At 65.9% G+C, this 14,202-nt stretch carries 15 protein-coding genes; 9 read left to right on the top strand and 6 right to left on the bottom strand.

From position 1 onward, the window contains the following. Positions 1 to 390 precede the first annotated feature (390 nt). Positions 391 to 3,057 carry an Rne/Rng family ribonuclease gene (locus AC1DWU_RS06970; RefSeq protein ID WP_477149259.1) on the top strand — a complete coding sequence of 889 codons (2,667 nt, stop codon included), beginning with the start codon at positions 391 to 393 and terminating at the stop codon, positions 3,055 to 3,057. Positions 3,058 to 3,126: 69 nt separating this feature from the next. On the opposite strand, the gene AC1DWU_RS06965 is transcribed toward AC1DWU_RS06970, so the two are convergent. Both AC1DWU_RS06965 and AC1DWU_RS06960 read right to left on the bottom strand, forming a co-directional pair. Further along, positions 3,127 to 3,834 carry a DUF4386 family protein gene (locus AC1DWU_RS06965; RefSeq protein WP_477149258.1) on the bottom strand — a complete coding sequence of 236 codons (708 nt, stop codon included), beginning with the start codon at positions 3,832 to 3,834 and terminating at the stop codon, positions 3,127 to 3,129. Next, on the bottom strand, positions 3,831 to 4,424 hold the full coding sequence (locus AC1DWU_RS06960; protein ID WP_477149257.1) for a TetR/AcrR family transcriptional regulator: 594 nt from the start codon (positions 4,422 to 4,424) through the stop codon (positions 3,831 to 3,833). The genes AC1DWU_RS06965 and AC1DWU_RS06960 overlap by 4 nt, the downstream gene beginning before the upstream one ends. A 104-nt stretch (positions 4,425 to 4,528) precedes the next feature. On the opposite strand from AC1DWU_RS06960, the gene AC1DWU_RS06955 reads away from it, so the two are divergent. Further along, positions 4,529 to 5,218: a helix-turn-helix transcriptional regulator gene (locus AC1DWU_RS06955; protein ID WP_477149256.1), complete on the top strand. Its 690-nt coding sequence runs from the start codon at positions 4,529 to 4,531 to the stop codon at positions 5,216 to 5,218. Positions 5,219 to 5,280: 62 nt separating this feature from the next. Further along, entirely contained in the window at positions 5,281 to 5,655 is a 375-nt protein-coding gene (locus tag AC1DWU_RS06950) for a VOC family protein (protein ID WP_477149255.1), read from the top strand. Here the strand turns inward: AC1DWU_RS06950 and AC1DWU_RS06945 are convergent. Both AC1DWU_RS06945 and AC1DWU_RS06940 read right to left on the bottom strand, forming a co-directional pair. Next, positions 5,652 to 6,173, bottom strand: a complete 522-nt coding sequence (locus tag AC1DWU_RS06945; protein ID WP_477149254.1) for a GNAT family N-acetyltransferase — start codon at positions 6,171 to 6,173, stop codon at positions 5,652 to 5,654. The two genes, AC1DWU_RS06950 and AC1DWU_RS06945, sit on opposite strands and share 4 nt — an antisense overlap. After that, positions 6,173 to 7,327, bottom strand: coding sequence for a pyridoxal phosphate-dependent aminotransferase (locus AC1DWU_RS06940; protein ID WP_477149253.1), 1,155 nt, complete (start codon positions 7,325 to 7,327; stop codon positions 6,173 to 6,175). Before AC1DWU_RS06940 ends, AC1DWU_RS06945 begins: the two co-directional genes overlap by 1 nt. Positions 7,328 to 7,461: 134 nt before the next feature. On the opposite strand from AC1DWU_RS06940, the gene AC1DWU_RS06935 reads away from it, so the two are divergent. The 4 genes from AC1DWU_RS06935 to accC all read left to right on the top strand — a co-directional run bounded on the left by AC1DWU_RS06935 (position 7,462) and on the right by accC (position 10,781). Next, entirely contained in the window at positions 7,462 to 8,388 is a 927-nt protein-coding gene (locus AC1DWU_RS06935; protein WP_477149252.1) for a DsbA family protein, read from the top strand. Between the two features lie 96 nt (positions 8,389 to 8,484). Next, entirely contained in the window at positions 8,485 to 8,919 is a 435-nt protein-coding gene (aroQ, locus tag AC1DWU_RS06930; RefSeq protein WP_477149251.1) for a type II 3-dehydroquinate dehydratase, read from the top strand. A 10-nt stretch (positions 8,920 to 8,929) separates the two neighbouring features. After that, complete coding sequence (gene accB, locus AC1DWU_RS06925) at positions 8,930 to 9,427, top strand: acetyl-CoA carboxylase biotin carboxyl carrier protein (RefSeq protein ID WP_477149250.1); 498 nt, start codon at positions 8,930 to 8,932, stop codon at positions 9,425 to 9,427. Between the two features lie 7 nt (positions 9,428 to 9,434). Continuing rightward, the gene (gene accC, locus AC1DWU_RS06920; protein ID WP_477149249.1) at positions 9,435 to 10,781 is read left to right on the top strand and encodes an acetyl-CoA carboxylase biotin carboxylase subunit; all 1,347 of its coding nucleotides are present in this window, start codon (positions 9,435 to 9,437) and stop codon (positions 10,779 to 10,781) included. Between the two features lie 207 nt (positions 10,782 to 10,988). Here the strand turns inward: accC and AC1DWU_RS06915 are convergent, their stop codons facing one another. Beyond that, positions 10,989 to 11,942 (bottom strand): alpha/beta hydrolase, encoded by a 954-nt coding sequence (locus tag AC1DWU_RS06915; RefSeq protein ID WP_477149248.1) that lies wholly within the window; start codon positions 11,940 to 11,942, stop codon positions 10,989 to 10,991. A gap of 98 nt (positions 11,943 to 12,040) precedes the next feature. Between AC1DWU_RS06915 and aat the strand changes: the two genes are divergently transcribed. Both aat and AC1DWU_RS06905 read left to right on the top strand, forming a co-directional pair. After that, positions 12,041 to 12,670: a leucyl/phenylalanyl-tRNA--protein transferase gene (gene aat / locus AC1DWU_RS06910; RefSeq protein ID WP_477149247.1), complete on the top strand. Its 630-nt coding sequence runs from the start codon at positions 12,041 to 12,043 to the stop codon at positions 12,668 to 12,670. Then, positions 12,658 to 13,401: an APH(3') family aminoglycoside O-phosphotransferase gene (locus tag AC1DWU_RS06905; protein ID WP_477149246.1), complete on the top strand. Its 744-nt coding sequence runs from the start codon at positions 12,658 to 12,660 to the stop codon at positions 13,399 to 13,401. Before aat ends, AC1DWU_RS06905 begins: the two co-directional genes overlap by 13 nt. 13 nt (positions 13,402 to 13,414) lie before the next feature. On the opposite strand, the gene AC1DWU_RS06900 is transcribed toward AC1DWU_RS06905, so the two are convergent. After that, positions 13,415 to 14,200 carry an SDR family NAD(P)-dependent oxidoreductase gene (locus AC1DWU_RS06900; protein ID WP_477149245.1) on the bottom strand — a complete coding sequence of 262 codons (786 nt, stop codon included), beginning with the start codon at positions 14,198 to 14,200 and terminating at the stop codon, positions 13,415 to 13,417. Between the last annotated feature and the right edge of the window lie 2 nt (positions 14,201 to 14,202).

Here is a 14,202-nt window from a genome sequence, read left to right as displayed (position 1 = left end):
TGGCCCGGCTGGTCGGCAGCGGCGGATCGGAAATCACCAGAGGTGAACCGGTCTGAAGTGCGGCACATTTGGCGCCTCGTGATAGAATCTCGATCCCCCGGGATCGAAGGACAGGCGGTTGGATACTCTCGCTGGCCTGTTCTCAAGGAAGAGGTCTGATGGCCATCGGGCAGACAAAGAGTGACGCGATCCCGAACAGCGGTTGCGCTTTTGTCGTCGAAGTCCCGGCTGCCTTCGCTCTCCAGTCTCGTGGCGGCGCGCGCGCCGTCGCTTTTACCGGCGCTCAACGCGCTTCCCTTCTAGAACCAATCGCCTCGCATGGCGCCACGCCAGGAGGACCGGCTCGCCGGTCTATCGGTGTCGGCGCGCGACGGCGCGGAGAATTAGTCTATGGCTACAAAGCGCATGCTGGTGGATGCCATCCACCCGGAAGAAACACGGATCGTCGTCACTAACGGCAACCGGCTCGAGGAATTCGACTTCGAATCCGCCACCCGGCGGCAGCTCAGGGGTAACATCTACCTCGCCAAGGTGACGCGCGTGGAGCCGTCGCTCCAGGCGGCATTCATCGAGTATGGTGGCAACCGCCACGGCTTCCTCGCCTTCTCGGAAATCCACCCCGACTACTACCAGATCCCGGTCGCCGACCGCGAAGCGCTGCTGCGCGACGAGGAGCACGACGAGGAAGAGCACGAGCGTGAACACGCCGCGGCTCACGCCCTCGCGCCGACCGAGGCGGCCGCCGATGCCGACCCGCAGTCGACCGAGCCCGACGAGGACGAAGAGCACAGCCATATCGAGCAGGCGCCGACCAGCAACGAGCCGGTCGAGAGCGTCGGTGGCTCGGATGCGCTCGACGATGTACAGGAGCGCCGCCGCCCGTCGCAGCGCCGCCACCAGTACAAGATCCAGGAAGTGATCAAGCGCCGCCAGGTGATGCTGGTGCAGGTCGTGAAGGAGGAGCGCGGCAACAAGGGCGCGGCTCTCACCACCTACCTGTCGCTCGCCGGCCGCTACTCCGTGCTGATGCCCAATACCGCCCGTGGCGGCGGCATCTCGCGCAAGATCACCAACGCCGCAGACCGTAAGCGTCTCAAGGACATCGTCGGGGATCTTGAAGTGCCGCAGGGCCAGGGGATCATCCTAAGGACCGCCGGCGCCAGCCGTACCAAGGCCGAGGTGAAGCGCGACTTCGAGTACCTGCAGCGCCTGTGGGAGAACGTCCGCTCGCTGACTCTCAAGTCGCAGGCGCCGTGCCTCGTCTACGAGGAAGGCTCCCTCATCAAGCGGACCATCCGCGACCTCTACAACAAGGACATCGACGAGCTGTTCGTGACGGGCGACGACGCCTACCGCGAAGCCAAAGACTTCATGCGCATGATCATGCCGAGCCACGCCAAGAACGTGCAGCTCTACAAGGAAGATGCGCCGCTGTTCAGTAAGTTCAACGTCGAGGGCCAGCTCGACCAGATGTTCTCGCCGCAGGTCACCCTGCCGTCGGGCGGCTATCTGGTGATCAACCCGACCGAGGCGCTGGTCTCGATCGACGTGAACTCCGGCCGCGCCACCAAGGAACACAATATCGAGGATACGGCGCTCCAGACGAACCTCGAAGCCGCTGAAGAAGTGGCGCGCCAGCTCAGGTTGCGCGATCTCGCCGGCCTGATCGTCATCGACTTCATCGACATGGTCGAAAACCGCTCCAACCGGGCGGTGGAGCGCAAGCTCAAGGAAGCGCTGAAGAACGATCGAGCCCGCATCCAGGTCGGCCGCATCAGCCATTTCGGCCTGCTCGAAATGAGCCGCCAGCGCATCCGCTTCGGCGTCGTCGAAAGCTCGACCCACAAGTGCCCGACCTGCCAGGGCACCGGCCTCGTCCGGTCGGTCGAGAGCCTGGCGCTGATGGTCATGCGCAATGTCGAAGACCACGTGATGAAGAAGCCCGGCCAGTCGATCAACCTTCGGGTTCCGACCGATGTGGCACTCTACATCCTCAATTCGAAGCGCGGCACGCTCAACATGCTCGAGGCCAAGTACGGGCTCTCGATCACCATCGTCGCCGACGATCATGTCGGCCCGTCGCACTTCGCCATCGAGCGGGGCGAGGCGCGCCTGACGGATCGCACCGAGACCGCCGGCACGCATGTGCGCGTCGACACCACCACGATCATCGACGCGGAAGCCGAAGCGGCCGATGCGCTGGTCGAGGATGACGAAGAAGAGGAAGAAGCCGCAACCGGTGGCGGCGAGCGCCAGGCGCGCTCGGACGAAGCCGGTGGCGAGCGCACCGGCCGTCGTCGTCGTCGCCGCCGTCGCGGTGGCGAACGCGATGATCGCCCCGCTCAGGGCCAGCCGCAGCAGCAGCGCCAGCCGGTCGAAGCCGCGTCGGATGACGAGGGCGAGGATGGCGAGGGCGATGAGGCGCCGCGTCAGGCCGGTGAAGGCGCCGTCGGTGAGGATGGCGAGCCGCGCCGCCGCCGTCGTCGGGGCCGCCGCGGCGGCCGCCGCAATCGTCGTGACGGCGAGGGCGTCGAGCAGCGCGATGGCGCAGTTGCCGAGCCGGCAGCCGAACAGGCTGTCGCCGCCGTCGATGCGCCGGCCGTAGATGTCGTGGCGGAAGCCCCGGCCCCCGTGGTTGCCGAGGAAGCGCCGGCCGAGAAGCCGAAGCGCGGTCGCCGCAAGAAGGCGGAGCCCGTCGCCGAGGAAGCCGCTCCGGTGGTCGCCGAAGCCGCACCGGCTCCCGAGCCGGAAGTCGTGGCCGAGGAAGCTCCGAAGGCAAAGAAGCCGCGGGCACGCAAGCCGAAGGCTGCTCCGGCGAGCGAGGCAGCAGCCGACGCCGCGCCCGCGGAGACCGTTGCCGAAGTTGCCGTCGCTCCCGCGCCGCAACCCGAGCCCGAGGCAGCCGCTGCCCCCGCACCGCGTCGCCGCGCCAAGAAGGAAATTCCGGAAGGTGAGATCGTCGTGAGTTCGGCGGCCGCCACCGAAGAGAAGCCGGCGGAAGATGCCAAGCCGAAGAAGGCCGGCTGGTGGCAGCGCCGCCTGGGTCTTGGCGGCTAAGCGCCCAACCAGTGATTGAATCGAAAAGGGCGGGATCATTTCCCGCCCTTTTCATTTCAGTGAGTGCCGTCAGGCGGCTCTCGGGGCCGGCAAAGCCTCCCGTCGCTCGCCGCGCAGCACGACGATGCCGAGTATCAGCGTCCAGACTGCCCACAGCGTGTAGCTGATCGCATTGATGGCGCCGGCCATCGGCACGCCGAAGGGCTCGGCCATGCCTGCCACCACGCCGAGCGAAATCAGCACGCCGGCCGCAGCGATGTAGCGGTGCTGGCGGACAATCAGTGCCGCCGCCAGCACGGTCCAAGCGGCGGTGAACAGGTAGCCAAAATGCTCGCCGACGCCCATGCCGAGGTAGCGGTTGGCGGCGTCGAACAAGGCGGTAGCCATTTGCTGCTGCACCTCAGTTGCACCAGGCGCCACATAGCTAGCGGCGAGACCGGGCACGAGGAGCACCCAGCGGAGCAGGCCCAGGGCCTGGACGAGGCCGGCGAGCACCCCTGCCCCGATCGACAACGCAGCGAGGTACCGGTCGCGCTCCCACAGGTGCAGGCCCAGCCCGACGGCCGCCGGGATCATCGCCAGAGCCGCCGCCATCATGGCGTACCAGTAAAGGTGGAGATCGGCGCCGGCCGCCGCGAAGTGGGTCAGCACCTCGCCGGCCGGGTGCCGGAGGATGTCGGGGTACTCGAAGGTCATCTGCAGGCCGGTGAAACCGGCGGTGAAGACGAGCGGGACGGCGACCAGAAGGATGCCGGTCGTGCGGACTTCGGTGGTCATGTCGATACTCCCTGAAGGTATGGGGAAATGATGCGCCGGAACAGCCGGACGCCCTGTGCGGTATCGGATTGGGCAAACGGGGTGCCGCCGGTGTCTCGGAACACCAGCCAGAAATCGCCCACCAGCCAGAGCAGCTGGGCGATGTCGTCGAGCGTCCGGTCGTCGCCGAGCGAGGCCAGTACTCCGACGCCCTCGAACAGCCGGAGAAGGGCGATCGTATTGGCGAAACCGGTATCCCGGTTGGCTCGGTAGGCGGCGGCGAGTTCCGGATCTGCATTCAACAGCAGCGTCAGATCGCGAAAGAAGAAGCGGTAGCGCGCCTGGATGGCGAAGTTGCCCGCGACCATCCGCTCCATCATGGCGATGTCGGGCGTCATGCCCGGCGGGACGGCGTAGTTCTCGGCCCAGGCGGCCGAGATCCGGCCGAACAGCCCGCGCACGATCTCGGCCTTGTTGCGATAGTGGTAGTAGAGATTGCCGGGGCTCATCGCGAGGGCCTCGGCAATGTGGTTGGTGGTGACGGGCGCCGTCCCCTGCTCATTGAACAGGGCCAGCGCGGCGTCGAGAATGCGGGTCTTGGTATCGGTCACGTCGGAAACTCTGCTAGAGTATTTGCTCTAACATCGGCATTAGAGCTTTTACTCTAGCCCGTCAACCCCTCTCGCAGCCCTGCGGAATCCGCTACCGTGCCGCTATGTCCCGCGCCGAACGACTCCTTGACTTGATCCAGTTGCTCCGCCGCCATCGCGCGCCGGTGACGGGCCCTGCCCTCGCCGACGAACTCGGCATCTCGATCCGCACGCTCTATCGCGATATCGCGACGCTGCAGGCGCAGGGCGCCGACATCCAGGGCGAGCCGGGCCTCGGCTATGTGCTCCGCCCCGGCTTCACCCTGCCGCCGCTGATGTTCTCGGCCGACGAGATCGAGGCGCTGGTGCTCGGCTCGCGCTGGGTCGCCCGCCGTGCCGAGGACCCGCGGCTCGGCGATGCGGCGGCCAATGCGCTGAGCAAGATCACGGCCGTGCTGCCGGCGGAGCTGCGCGACAGCGTGGACGGCTCCAACCTTCTGATCGGCGGTGGCGAGGTTATTCCTGCGGTAGTCGATCTCTCAGCCATTAGGCTCGCCATCCGCGATGAGCGGAAGCTCGCGATCGCCTACCGCAACGGTGACGGCACCGCGACTGAGCGCATCATCTGGCCCTTTGCCATCGGCTTCTTCGATCGAGTGCGTGTGGTGATCGGCTGGTGCGAGCTAAGAGTGGACTACCGCAACTTCCGGCTCGATCGCATCGCGCAAATGGAGGTGCTGCCTGAGCGCTATCCGCGCCGCCGTGCCGTCATGCTGAAGGAGTGGCGCGAGCGCGAGGGCATCCCGGTCCGCTGACCACTGCCGGAAACTGTCAGTGCCCACGGCTATCCCGTCTCCACCAACAACGGAGACGACAAATGCGCACCCTCAACTACCTGCTCCTCGCCGTCCGCGACCCGCTGAAGAGCGCCGAGCTCTACACCCAGCTGCTCGGACGCGAGCCGGTCGAGAAGGCTTCAACCTTCGTGCTCTACGTGCTGCCGACTGGCCTCAAGATCGGGCTGTGGCTGGCAGACGAGATGGAGCCCAAGCCCAACGCTGCCGGCGGGGTCGAGATTTCCTTCAGCGAGGACAGCAAGGACGCGGTCCGTGCCACCTACGCGGAATGGACCAAGCTCGGCGTAAAGGTGGTGCAGGAGCCGACCGAAATGGATTTCGGCTTTACCTTTGTGGTCGAGGACCCCGATGGCCACCGGCTGCGGCCGTTCGTGATCGCTGATCAGCCGCGCTAGCCGCGGACTTCAGGCGGCAGATGCCTGTAGACGACGTCCTCGGGGTCCTGGCGCGGCGCAAGATCGTCCCGCACCGCCCCGAGGCGCTCGGCCACCGCGATGGAGCGGCTGTTGGCCGGGTCAAAGTAGCTGACGAAGGTCGGCAGCCCAAGCTCGGCAAAGGCCCAGTCGCGCAGCGACGTTGCGGCCTCTGTCACATAGCCCTGCCCCTCAAAACCCTCGTAAAGGAGCCAGCCCAGTTCCTTCTCCGGGAACAGCGGCCCGTGATTGATCCCGACCTGCCCGACGCAGTGGCCGGTTGCCGTGACGTCGATCATCAGCGCGCCGTGCCCGAACAGCGACCAGCAGGCGATGTCATGGCAGAACAGCCCCCACGCTCGCGCCTCGTCGAACGGCCCGCCCATGCCCGTCGACCGCGACGATGCCATCAAGTCGCGATAGGCATCGAAATCGGCAAGCACCGGCGCCCGCAGCACCAGCCGGGACGTTCGCAGCGTCGGGATCGTGCCGCTGAGCATCACTTCCCCCTCAGGAAATCCCCGATCCGGTTCAGCCCCTCGTCGATAGTTGCCCGCGTCCCGGCATATGAGAACCGCACGAAGCGATTGCCGTTGAGGCGGTCGAAGTCGATGCCGGGCGTGGCGGCTACCGCGACCTCGTCGAGCATCTGCATGCAGAAGCTCAGCGAGTCGTTGGTGAAGCGCGAGAAGTCGACATAGGCGTAGAACGCGCCGTCGCCCTCGTTGGCCGAGGCGAGACCGAACTGGGCAAGCCCTTCGGCCAGCACGTGCCGGTTCACCGCATATTGCGCCTTCTGTTCCTCGGAATAGTCCCGCTCCCCCAGCGCCACGCGGCCGGCGATCTGGCTGAGCGTCGGGGCGGCGATGAACAGGTTTTGCTGCAGGATGTTGGTGCGCCGGGTCAGTTCCCCGGGCAGAACCATCCAGCCGATGCGCCAGCCCGTCATGCAGTAGTATTTCGAGAAGCTGTTTATGATGATGGCGTCAGTGGTGAACTCGAGCGCCGAGACAGACGGCGCCCGGTAGTCGAGCCCATGATAGATCTCGTCGGAGATGAAGCGCACGCCCAGTTTGGCGCAGACCTCGACGATCTCCTTGAGTGCCTCGCGCGTCACCGCCGCTCCGGTCGGGTTAGCCGGCGAGGCGAACAGCAGGCCGTCGAACTTCTCCCGGGCATAGGCGGCTTCGACATCGGCTGCCGTCAGCCGCCAACCGGCCGCGGCGGAAACGGGGATCTCCACCGCCTCCATGCCCAGGCCATCGAGCGTGTTGAGATAGGCCGGATAGCCCGGCCGGGTGACCGCAATCTTCGCCCCGCGCTCGAATGCGCCGAGAAAGGCGAGAATGAAGCCCGAGGACGAGCCCATCGTCACCACGATGCTCTCCGGATCGACAGTGACACCGTGCTGATCGCGGTAGTAGCGCACCAGCTCGCGGCGCAGTTCGATCTGCCCGGCCGAGTGCGTGTAGTGCTGCGGCAGGTCGAGCGCTGCCGCCACCGCCTGGCGCACCCGAGGTGCCGGCGGAGCGCCGGGCTCGCCCGATTCCATATGCATCACGGTCCGCCCGCTCGCCTCGACGAGCTTGGAGCGAGCAGTGATTTCCATCACGTAGAACGGCCTGAGGCCAGTGAGTTTGCCGGGGTCTTCCATGGCGCCTTGGCTACGGGAATTGCCCCGCCGCCTCAACTAGAATTGAAGCCGGTGCGGGCGGTCCGTCCACCTCTCATGGCAAAATCACTCTAGTCTGCTAGACAGTGGCCGAAACGGGCCACTCCGGAGAACTTATGTCGCGCCTCACAACCACCCTCGTCCTGCTCGTCGGCCTCCTGGCTGGCGGCCTCGGTGTCACGCTACTGTCGCCCCCCCGGGTCGACGAGGCGGCGGCACGTGCCATTGCCGAGGACGTGGTGGCCAAGGCGAAGCCGGAGACAGGGCTCACCGCCTCGGCCGTAGAGACCATCGTCGCCGACCTGATCGCTCGTCAGCCGAAACAGGATGTGCCGCAGGCCGCCGGGAAGGTCGATCAGTCGACGCTGAACCCGATGATCGAAGACTACCTGATGAGCAACCCGCGCATCCTGCAAAAGGTATCCGCGGCGCTCAACGCCGAACTCACTGCCGAGCGGACGGCTGCGACGCGCACGGCGCTCACCGAGCTGAAGCCTGCCATCTTCGAAGCGGAAGGCCAGATCGTCCTGGGCAACCCGAACGGCGACGTCACCTTGGTCGAGATGTTCGACTACAATTGCGGCTACTGCCGGCAGGCGCTGCCTGACCTCGCGGCGCTGCTCGATACCGACAAGAACCTCAAGGTGATCCTCAAGGAATTCCCGATCCTGTCGCAGGGTTCGGTCGAGGCGGCACGCATCGCGGTGCAGGTCGCCGAGACCGACGTCGACTACTGGAGCTTCCACCAGGCGCTGTTCACGAGCCGTGGCCAGGTCGACAAGGCGGCGGCGCTGAAAGCGGCGGCCGACCTCGGGCTGAACCCCGTGACGCTCGAGATGGGAATGAACACGCCCAAGGTCGGCTCGGTCATCGAGCAGAGCTACCGGATCGCCGACCGGCTCAAGATCACCGGCACGCCGACCTTCATCATCGGCGAAGAGGTCATCCCGGGCGCCATCGGCCTCGATGCGCTGAAGACCCGGATCGCCAATATGCGCGCCTGCGGTGCCACCGTGTGCCCCGCTACAGATCAGCCGGGCTGATCCGACGGCCTTCCCTGCCGCAAATCCGCCCTTTTTCGTGCATTACTCCGCGCCACGCTTGCGCCCGCTGGGGGGCCAGTGCAAAAGGCACGAACCATGGCTCACCGCGTTCTCGTCCTCAACGGCCCGAACCTCAATATGCTCGGGACCCGCGAGCCTCAGACCTATGGCACGCAGACGCTTGCCGACATCGAGAAGATGGCGGTTGCCGAAGGCAAGACGCTGGGCCTCGAGGTCACCTGCAAGCAATCCAATATCGAAGGCGAGTTGGTTACCTGGATCCAGCAGGCACTGGGCAGTTTCGACGCCATCGTCATCAACCCCGGCGCCTACTCGCACACCTCGATCGCCATCCACGACGCCTTCCGGGCCGTCGGGTTGCCGGTGATCGAAGTTCACCTGTCGAACATCTACACCCGTGAGGCGTTCCGCCATCACTCCTACGTCTCGCCGGTGGCGACCGGGGTGATTTGCGGTCTGGGCGCTACCGGATATAGGCTGGCGCTCCACGCACTGGCCGAAAAACTCTAAGAGGCAGAATATGACCAAGGCGTCCCCCAATTCCGATCAGGAACTGATCGAGGCCATTGCCAAGCTGCTCAACGAGCAGAACCTCGCGGAAATCGAGATCGAGCGCGACGACCTGCGCGTTCGGGTCACGCGCTCATATGCTAGCCAGGCCGTGCAGCAGGTGGCCGTTCCGGCATACGCACCGGCCCCGGTGGCGCACGCTGCCCCTGCCTCGGTCGCGCCGGCCGGCGCTGCCGCCGGCATTGCGCCGACGCATGACGATCTGAGCTCCAACCCCGGCACCCTCACCTCGCCGATGGTCGGAACGGCTTATCTGTCGCCGGAGCCGGGCAAGCCGACTTTCGCGTCGGTCGGATCCAAGGTGTCGGAGGGCCAGACGGTCCTCATCATCGAAGCGATGAAGACGATGAACCAGATCCCGGCGCATCGCTCGGGCACGGTGACGCGCATCCTGGTCGAGGATGGCTCGCCGGTCGAATACGGCCAGCCGCTGGTCGTGATCGAGTAACGGCCAGATGTTCCAGAAGGTCCTCATCGCCAACCGCGGCGAGATCGCGCTCCGCATCCTCAGGGCCTGCAAGGAGCTCGGTATCCAGACGGTCGCCATCCACTCGACCGCCGATTCCAACGCGATGCATGTGCGCCTCGCCGACGAAAGCGTCTGCATCGGGCCGCCGCCGGCCAAGGACAGCTATCTCAACATCCCCTCGATCATGGCGGCCTGCGAGATCACCGGCGCCGACGCCGTGCATCCGGGCTACGGGTTCCTCTCGGAGAATGCGCGCTTCGCCCGCATCCTCACCGAGCACAAGATCACCTTCATCGGCCCCTCGTCGCACCATATCGAGATCATGGGCGACAAGATCACCGCCAAGAAGACCGCGGTGGAGCTCGGCATCCCGGTGGTCCCGGGCTCCGAAGGCGAGATCAAGACGCCCGAGGACGCGATCGAGCTCGCCAACTCGATCGGCTACCCGGTCATCGTCAAGGCGACCGCCGGCGGTGGCGGGCGCGGCATGAAAGTGGCGCGGAACGACGAGGAAATGGCGATCGCCATCTCGACCGCCCGCACCGAGGCCAAGGCCGCTTTCGGCAACGATTCCGTCTACATCGAGAAGTACCTGCAGAAGCCGCGGCACATAGAAGTCCAGGTGATGGGCGATGGCCAAGGCAACGCGGTGCACCTGGGCACCCGTGACTGCTCGTTGCAACGCCGCCACCAGAAGGTGCTGGAGGAAGCTCCGGCACCGACCGTGCCGATGGACCAGCAGCGCGAGATCGGCGAAATCTGCGCCGCGGCGATGCGGAAGCTGAAGTACTCCGGCGCCGGCACCATCGAGTTCCTCTACGAGGACGACAAGTTCTACTTCATCGAGATGAACACCCGTTTGCAGGTGGAGCACCCGGTGACCGAGCGCATCACCGGCATCGACATCGTCTACGAGCAGATCCGCGTCGCCTCGGGCGAGACGCTCTCGATCAAGCAGAAGGATGTGGCCTTTACCGGCCATGCCATCGAAGTGCGCATCAATGCCGAGGACCCGCAGACCTTTGCGCCCTCGCCGGGCAAGATCCAGTTCTACCACCCGGCCGGTGGCGTCGGCGTGCGCGTCGATAGCGCCGTGTACCAGGGCTACTCGATCCCGCCCTACTACGACTCGCTGATCGGCAAGCTGATCGTCTACGGCCGCACCCGCACCGAGTGCCTGCAGCGCCTGCGCCGCGCTGTCGATGAGTTCGTGGTCGACGGCGTGAAGACCACCCTCCCCCTGTTCCAGCGGCTGATCAAGGAACCGGACATTATCGCCGGCAACTACGACATTCACTGGCTGGAAAAGTACCTCAAGGAAAACAAGGCCTGAGGCTTCGCGCCCGTTAACACGTGTTAACGGAAAATGAACGCCCGTCCCAGCGCCGGTTCAGCGGCCGCATGGCATGCATCTCCAACCCAAGGAGATCGTGCCATGCCGCACATGATCGATTACCTCGACGCCCTCGTCCTGATGCTGCCGGTGCTGCTCGCCGCGATCAGCCTGCCGCCGCTGGTGCGGCTGGTGGTCCGCTGAGCCTCAGCTGCCGAGACTTTTGAGAAACCCCAGCATCTCCTGCCGGTAGCGTTCGGGATCTTCCTTGAACGACAGCAAGTGGTTGGCTTCCGTGCGCAGATAGGTGGTCGGCGCCTCACGCGCGACCACGAGCCGGTCGCTGATGGTGACCGGCACCAGCGCGTCGGCGCTGCCGTGGGCCAGGAACAGCGGACCCGGGAAGTTTGCTACCGCGTCGAAGCTGACGGCGTCGCTCAGGCGCGACCTACGATAGATATCGAACATCAGCAGCCCGGTCCGGGCCAGCGTTCGCGCGAAGGGGATCATCCGGGCGCCGATCTTGTCCGCTGCCACTTCGACGATATCGAGAGCCGGCGCATCGAGCGCCAACGCCACGACTTTGTCCGCCTGCTCGGAGTGCATCAGGAACTGCCCCGCGATGCCGCCGCCCATGGATTCGGCGACAAGGATGACGCCCGGTGCGCCGCGCCTCAGCATCCAGCTCACCGCCGCATCCAGATCGCGCCACTCGTTGACCCCGAAGCTGTAGATCGCGTTCTGCTCGGCCGGCGCATTGTTGTCGTTGCGGTAGGTGATCAGCAGCGTCGGGATGCCCGCCTCGTGGAGGATCGACAGCTGCCGATAGCCATTCTCGCGAATGCCGCCGATGCCATGGACGTACACCGCCCATGGCCCATCCATGTTCGCCGCGGGCACGAGCCAGGCCTCGGCGTCGCCCAGCTCGGTAGTGTAGTGCACCGTCTCGAACGGCAGGCCGAGCGCTAGCAGCGGGTCGCCACGAAAGCCGAGCTCGAACGGATCGGTCGGCGGATTGGGGTTGTTCGCACCGCTCCAGTCGATGCCGCCCGGCGTCAGCAAGTGGTTCATCAGCACGGATGTGCCAACCCCGCCGATGACGAGAAACAGCGCAACCGCAATGACAATCCCAACGATGATCCGCCGCACCCACTTATTCATCGAACGCCCCCAAACGGCTTGGACAATTGCGTCCCGCGGCCGACGGCGCAAGCCGCTTTGGCGTTGTTTCGTTACCCGGCACGGCCCATATTCGGCTTATGACGAAGAAGACCGATCCGTTCGCCATCGACCTCACGCCCGAACTGATCGTGCGGGCCTATCAGGCCGGCATTTTCCCGATGGCGGAGGATGCGGATTCGCCCGACCTGTTCTGGGTGAGCCCGCAGAAGCGCGGTATCATCCCCCTCGACGACTTCCATATCTCCAAGAGCCTAAGGAAGACGCTCCGCACGCATCCTTATGACGTCAAGGTCGATACCGACTTCGCCGGCGTCATCGAGGGCTGTGCCACGGCGGGCGTCGATCGCGAGTCGACCTGGATCAACCCCGAGATCCGCCGGCTCTACGGAGCGCTGTTCGATCGCGGTGTCGTCCATACGGTGGAGGTGTGGGACGGGCCGGCGCTCGTCGGAGGACTCTACGGCGTGTCGCTGGGGGCGGCGTTCTTCGGCGAATCGATGTTCCACCGCAAGACCGATTGCTCGAAGATCGCGATGGCGCATCTGCGGCACCGCCTCGTGGCCGGCGGCTACCATCTGCTCGACACGCAATTCGTCACCGATCACCTCCGCACCTTCGGCGGCATCGAAATCCCGCGCGAGGATTACGAGGCCCGCCTCGCCGAAGCGCTGAAGCACAGGGGCGACTATTTCGCATGCGACCACTAGAGCTGCCGCCCGGCTGGGCGACGGGACTCGAAGTCACGCCGCAGACCATCGGCGAGTCCGGGGCATTAGTGTACCGGGCCGGCGACAAGCACTTCATCAAGTCCGAGCCGATCTCGCCGCTCGCCGAACTTCCCGGCGAGATCGAGCGCCTGCGCTGGCTGGATGCCACGGGGCTGCGCTGCCCCGCAGTCATCGATGTGACCAAACACGCCGACCGGCTGTGGCTGCTGATGACCGCAGTCCCCGGGCAAGATCTCTCCTCGACGTCAGAGATTCCGGCGGATATCGCCGTGCCGCTGGTCGCCGGCGCGCTGCGCCAGTTGCACGCGCTCGATCCCGCCACTTGCCCGTTCGACCATCGGTCCAGCATCCGGGTCGCCGMGGCCTCGGCGCGCTACGAGGCGGGCCTCTACGACGGCGACGATCCCGACAATGGCCCCGCCGATCATGCGCGGCTGCTGGCCGATGTGCCCTCGAGCGAGGACCTTGTCGTCACCCACGGCGACGCCTGCTTTCCCAACTTCATGGCCGAGGGTGGCCGCTTCACGGGCTTCATCGATTGCGGCCGGCTCGGCGTGGCTGACCGCTACCAGGACCTAGCGCTGGCCTGCCGCAGTCTCTCGTGGAATTACGGCGCGTCCTCGATCCCAGCGTTCCTCGAGGCCTACGGCGTCGCCGAACCCGACGAGGCGAAGCTCGCCTGGTACACGCTGCTCGACGAGTTCTTCTAGTCGGCGAGTTCTTCTAGTCGACTTGCGCGCCGCCGGTGGCGTTGGCCACCGTTGCCGTCATGCCGGCCGCTAGATCGGAGGCCATGAGCACGGCAGCGTCGGCCACCTGCGCCAACGCGGTGACCTTGCGCAGAGGTGTGTCCTTGCCGAACTCGCGGGCGATTTCCTCGAAGGTGACGCCGCGCTCGTTGGCCCGCAACTGCCAGGCTTCGCGCACGCCGGGTGCATCGGGCGAGCCGGGCGAGCGCACCCAGCATACCCGCACGCCGGCTGGCCCGTTCTCCACCGCCAGCTGCCGCAGATAATGCTCGACCGCAGCGCAGGCGATGCCGAACCCGCCAACATGGCTATAGGCCTCACGCGCTGCGTTGGCGGTGATCCCGACAATTGCGCCGCCACCATTCTCAGCCATATGCCGCGCCATGGCGGTGCCGGTGTAGAACCAGTTCCGCAATGCCACCTCGACGATGCCGAAGAATCGATCGAACTCCATCTCGGTCAGCAGTTGGCCCTGCGTGTCGACCCAGCCGCTGCCGTTGAACATCACCTTCACCGGGCCGGCCTTGGCGGCGATATCAGCCAGATGCGCCTCAACCGCCTCCCGATCGGTCGCGTCGACGGGTGCAACCTCCGCCTTGCCGCCCCCGGCCCTGATTTCTGCGGCCACCGCTTCCAGCCGGTCGGCATTGCGCGCCGCAAGGAACACCCGCGCTCCCTCACGGGCGAAGGCCTTGGCGACCGCCCCACCCACGGCGCCGGAACCGCCATAGACGATCGCCGTCCTGTCCCTCAGCAACATGA

Source organism: Devosia sp. P2_G7, from assembly GCF_056403495.1.
This window is presented reverse-complemented; position numbering and strand designations above follow the sequence as displayed.

Bases quoted from the DNA above. Each gene is read 5' to 3' on its own strand.
- AC1DWU_RS06970 (WP_477149259.1), top strand. From the start codon at position 391: ATGGCTACAAAGCGCATGCTGGTGGATGCCATCCACCCGGAAGAAACA.
- AC1DWU_RS06965 (WP_477149258.1), bottom strand. From the start codon at position 3,834: ATGACCACCGAAGTCCGCACGACCGGCATCCTTCTGGTCGCCGTCCCG.
- AC1DWU_RS06955 (WP_477149256.1), top strand. From the start codon at position 4,529: ATGTCCCGCGCCGAACGACTCCTTGACTTGATCCAGTTGCTCCGCCGC.
- AC1DWU_RS06950 (WP_477149255.1), top strand. From the start codon at position 5,281: ATGCGCACCCTCAACTACCTGCTCCTCGCCGTCCGCGACCCGCTGAAG.
- AC1DWU_RS06945 (WP_477149254.1), bottom strand. From the start codon at position 6,173: ATGCTCAGCGGCACGATCCCGACGCTGCGAACGTCCCGGCTGGTGCTG.
- AC1DWU_RS06940 (WP_477149253.1), bottom strand. From the start codon at position 7,327: ATGGAAGACCCCGGCAAACTCACTGGCCTCAGGCCGTTCTACGTGATG.
- AC1DWU_RS06935 (WP_477149252.1), top strand. From the start codon at position 7,462: ATGTCGCGCCTCACAACCACCCTCGTCCTGCTCGTCGGCCTCCTGGCT.
- aroQ (WP_477149251.1), top strand. From the start codon at position 8,485: ATGGCTCACCGCGTTCTCGTCCTCAACGGCCCGAACCTCAATATGCTC.
- accB (WP_477149250.1), top strand. From the start codon at position 8,930: ATGACCAAGGCGTCCCCCAATTCCGATCAGGAACTGATCGAGGCCATT.
- accC (WP_477149249.1), top strand. From the start codon at position 9,435: ATGTTCCAGAAGGTCCTCATCGCCAACCGCGGCGAGATCGCGCTCCGC.
- AC1DWU_RS06915 (WP_477149248.1), bottom strand. From the start codon at position 11,942: ATGAATAAGTGGGTGCGGCGGATCATCGTTGGGATTGTCATTGCGGTT.
- aat (WP_477149247.1), top strand. From the start codon at position 12,041: ATGACGAAGAAGACCGATCCGTTCGCCATCGACCTCACGCCCGAACTG.
- AC1DWU_RS06900 (WP_477149245.1), bottom strand. From the start codon at position 14,200: ATGTTGCTGAGGGACAGGACGGCGATCGTCTATGGCGGTTCCGGCGCC.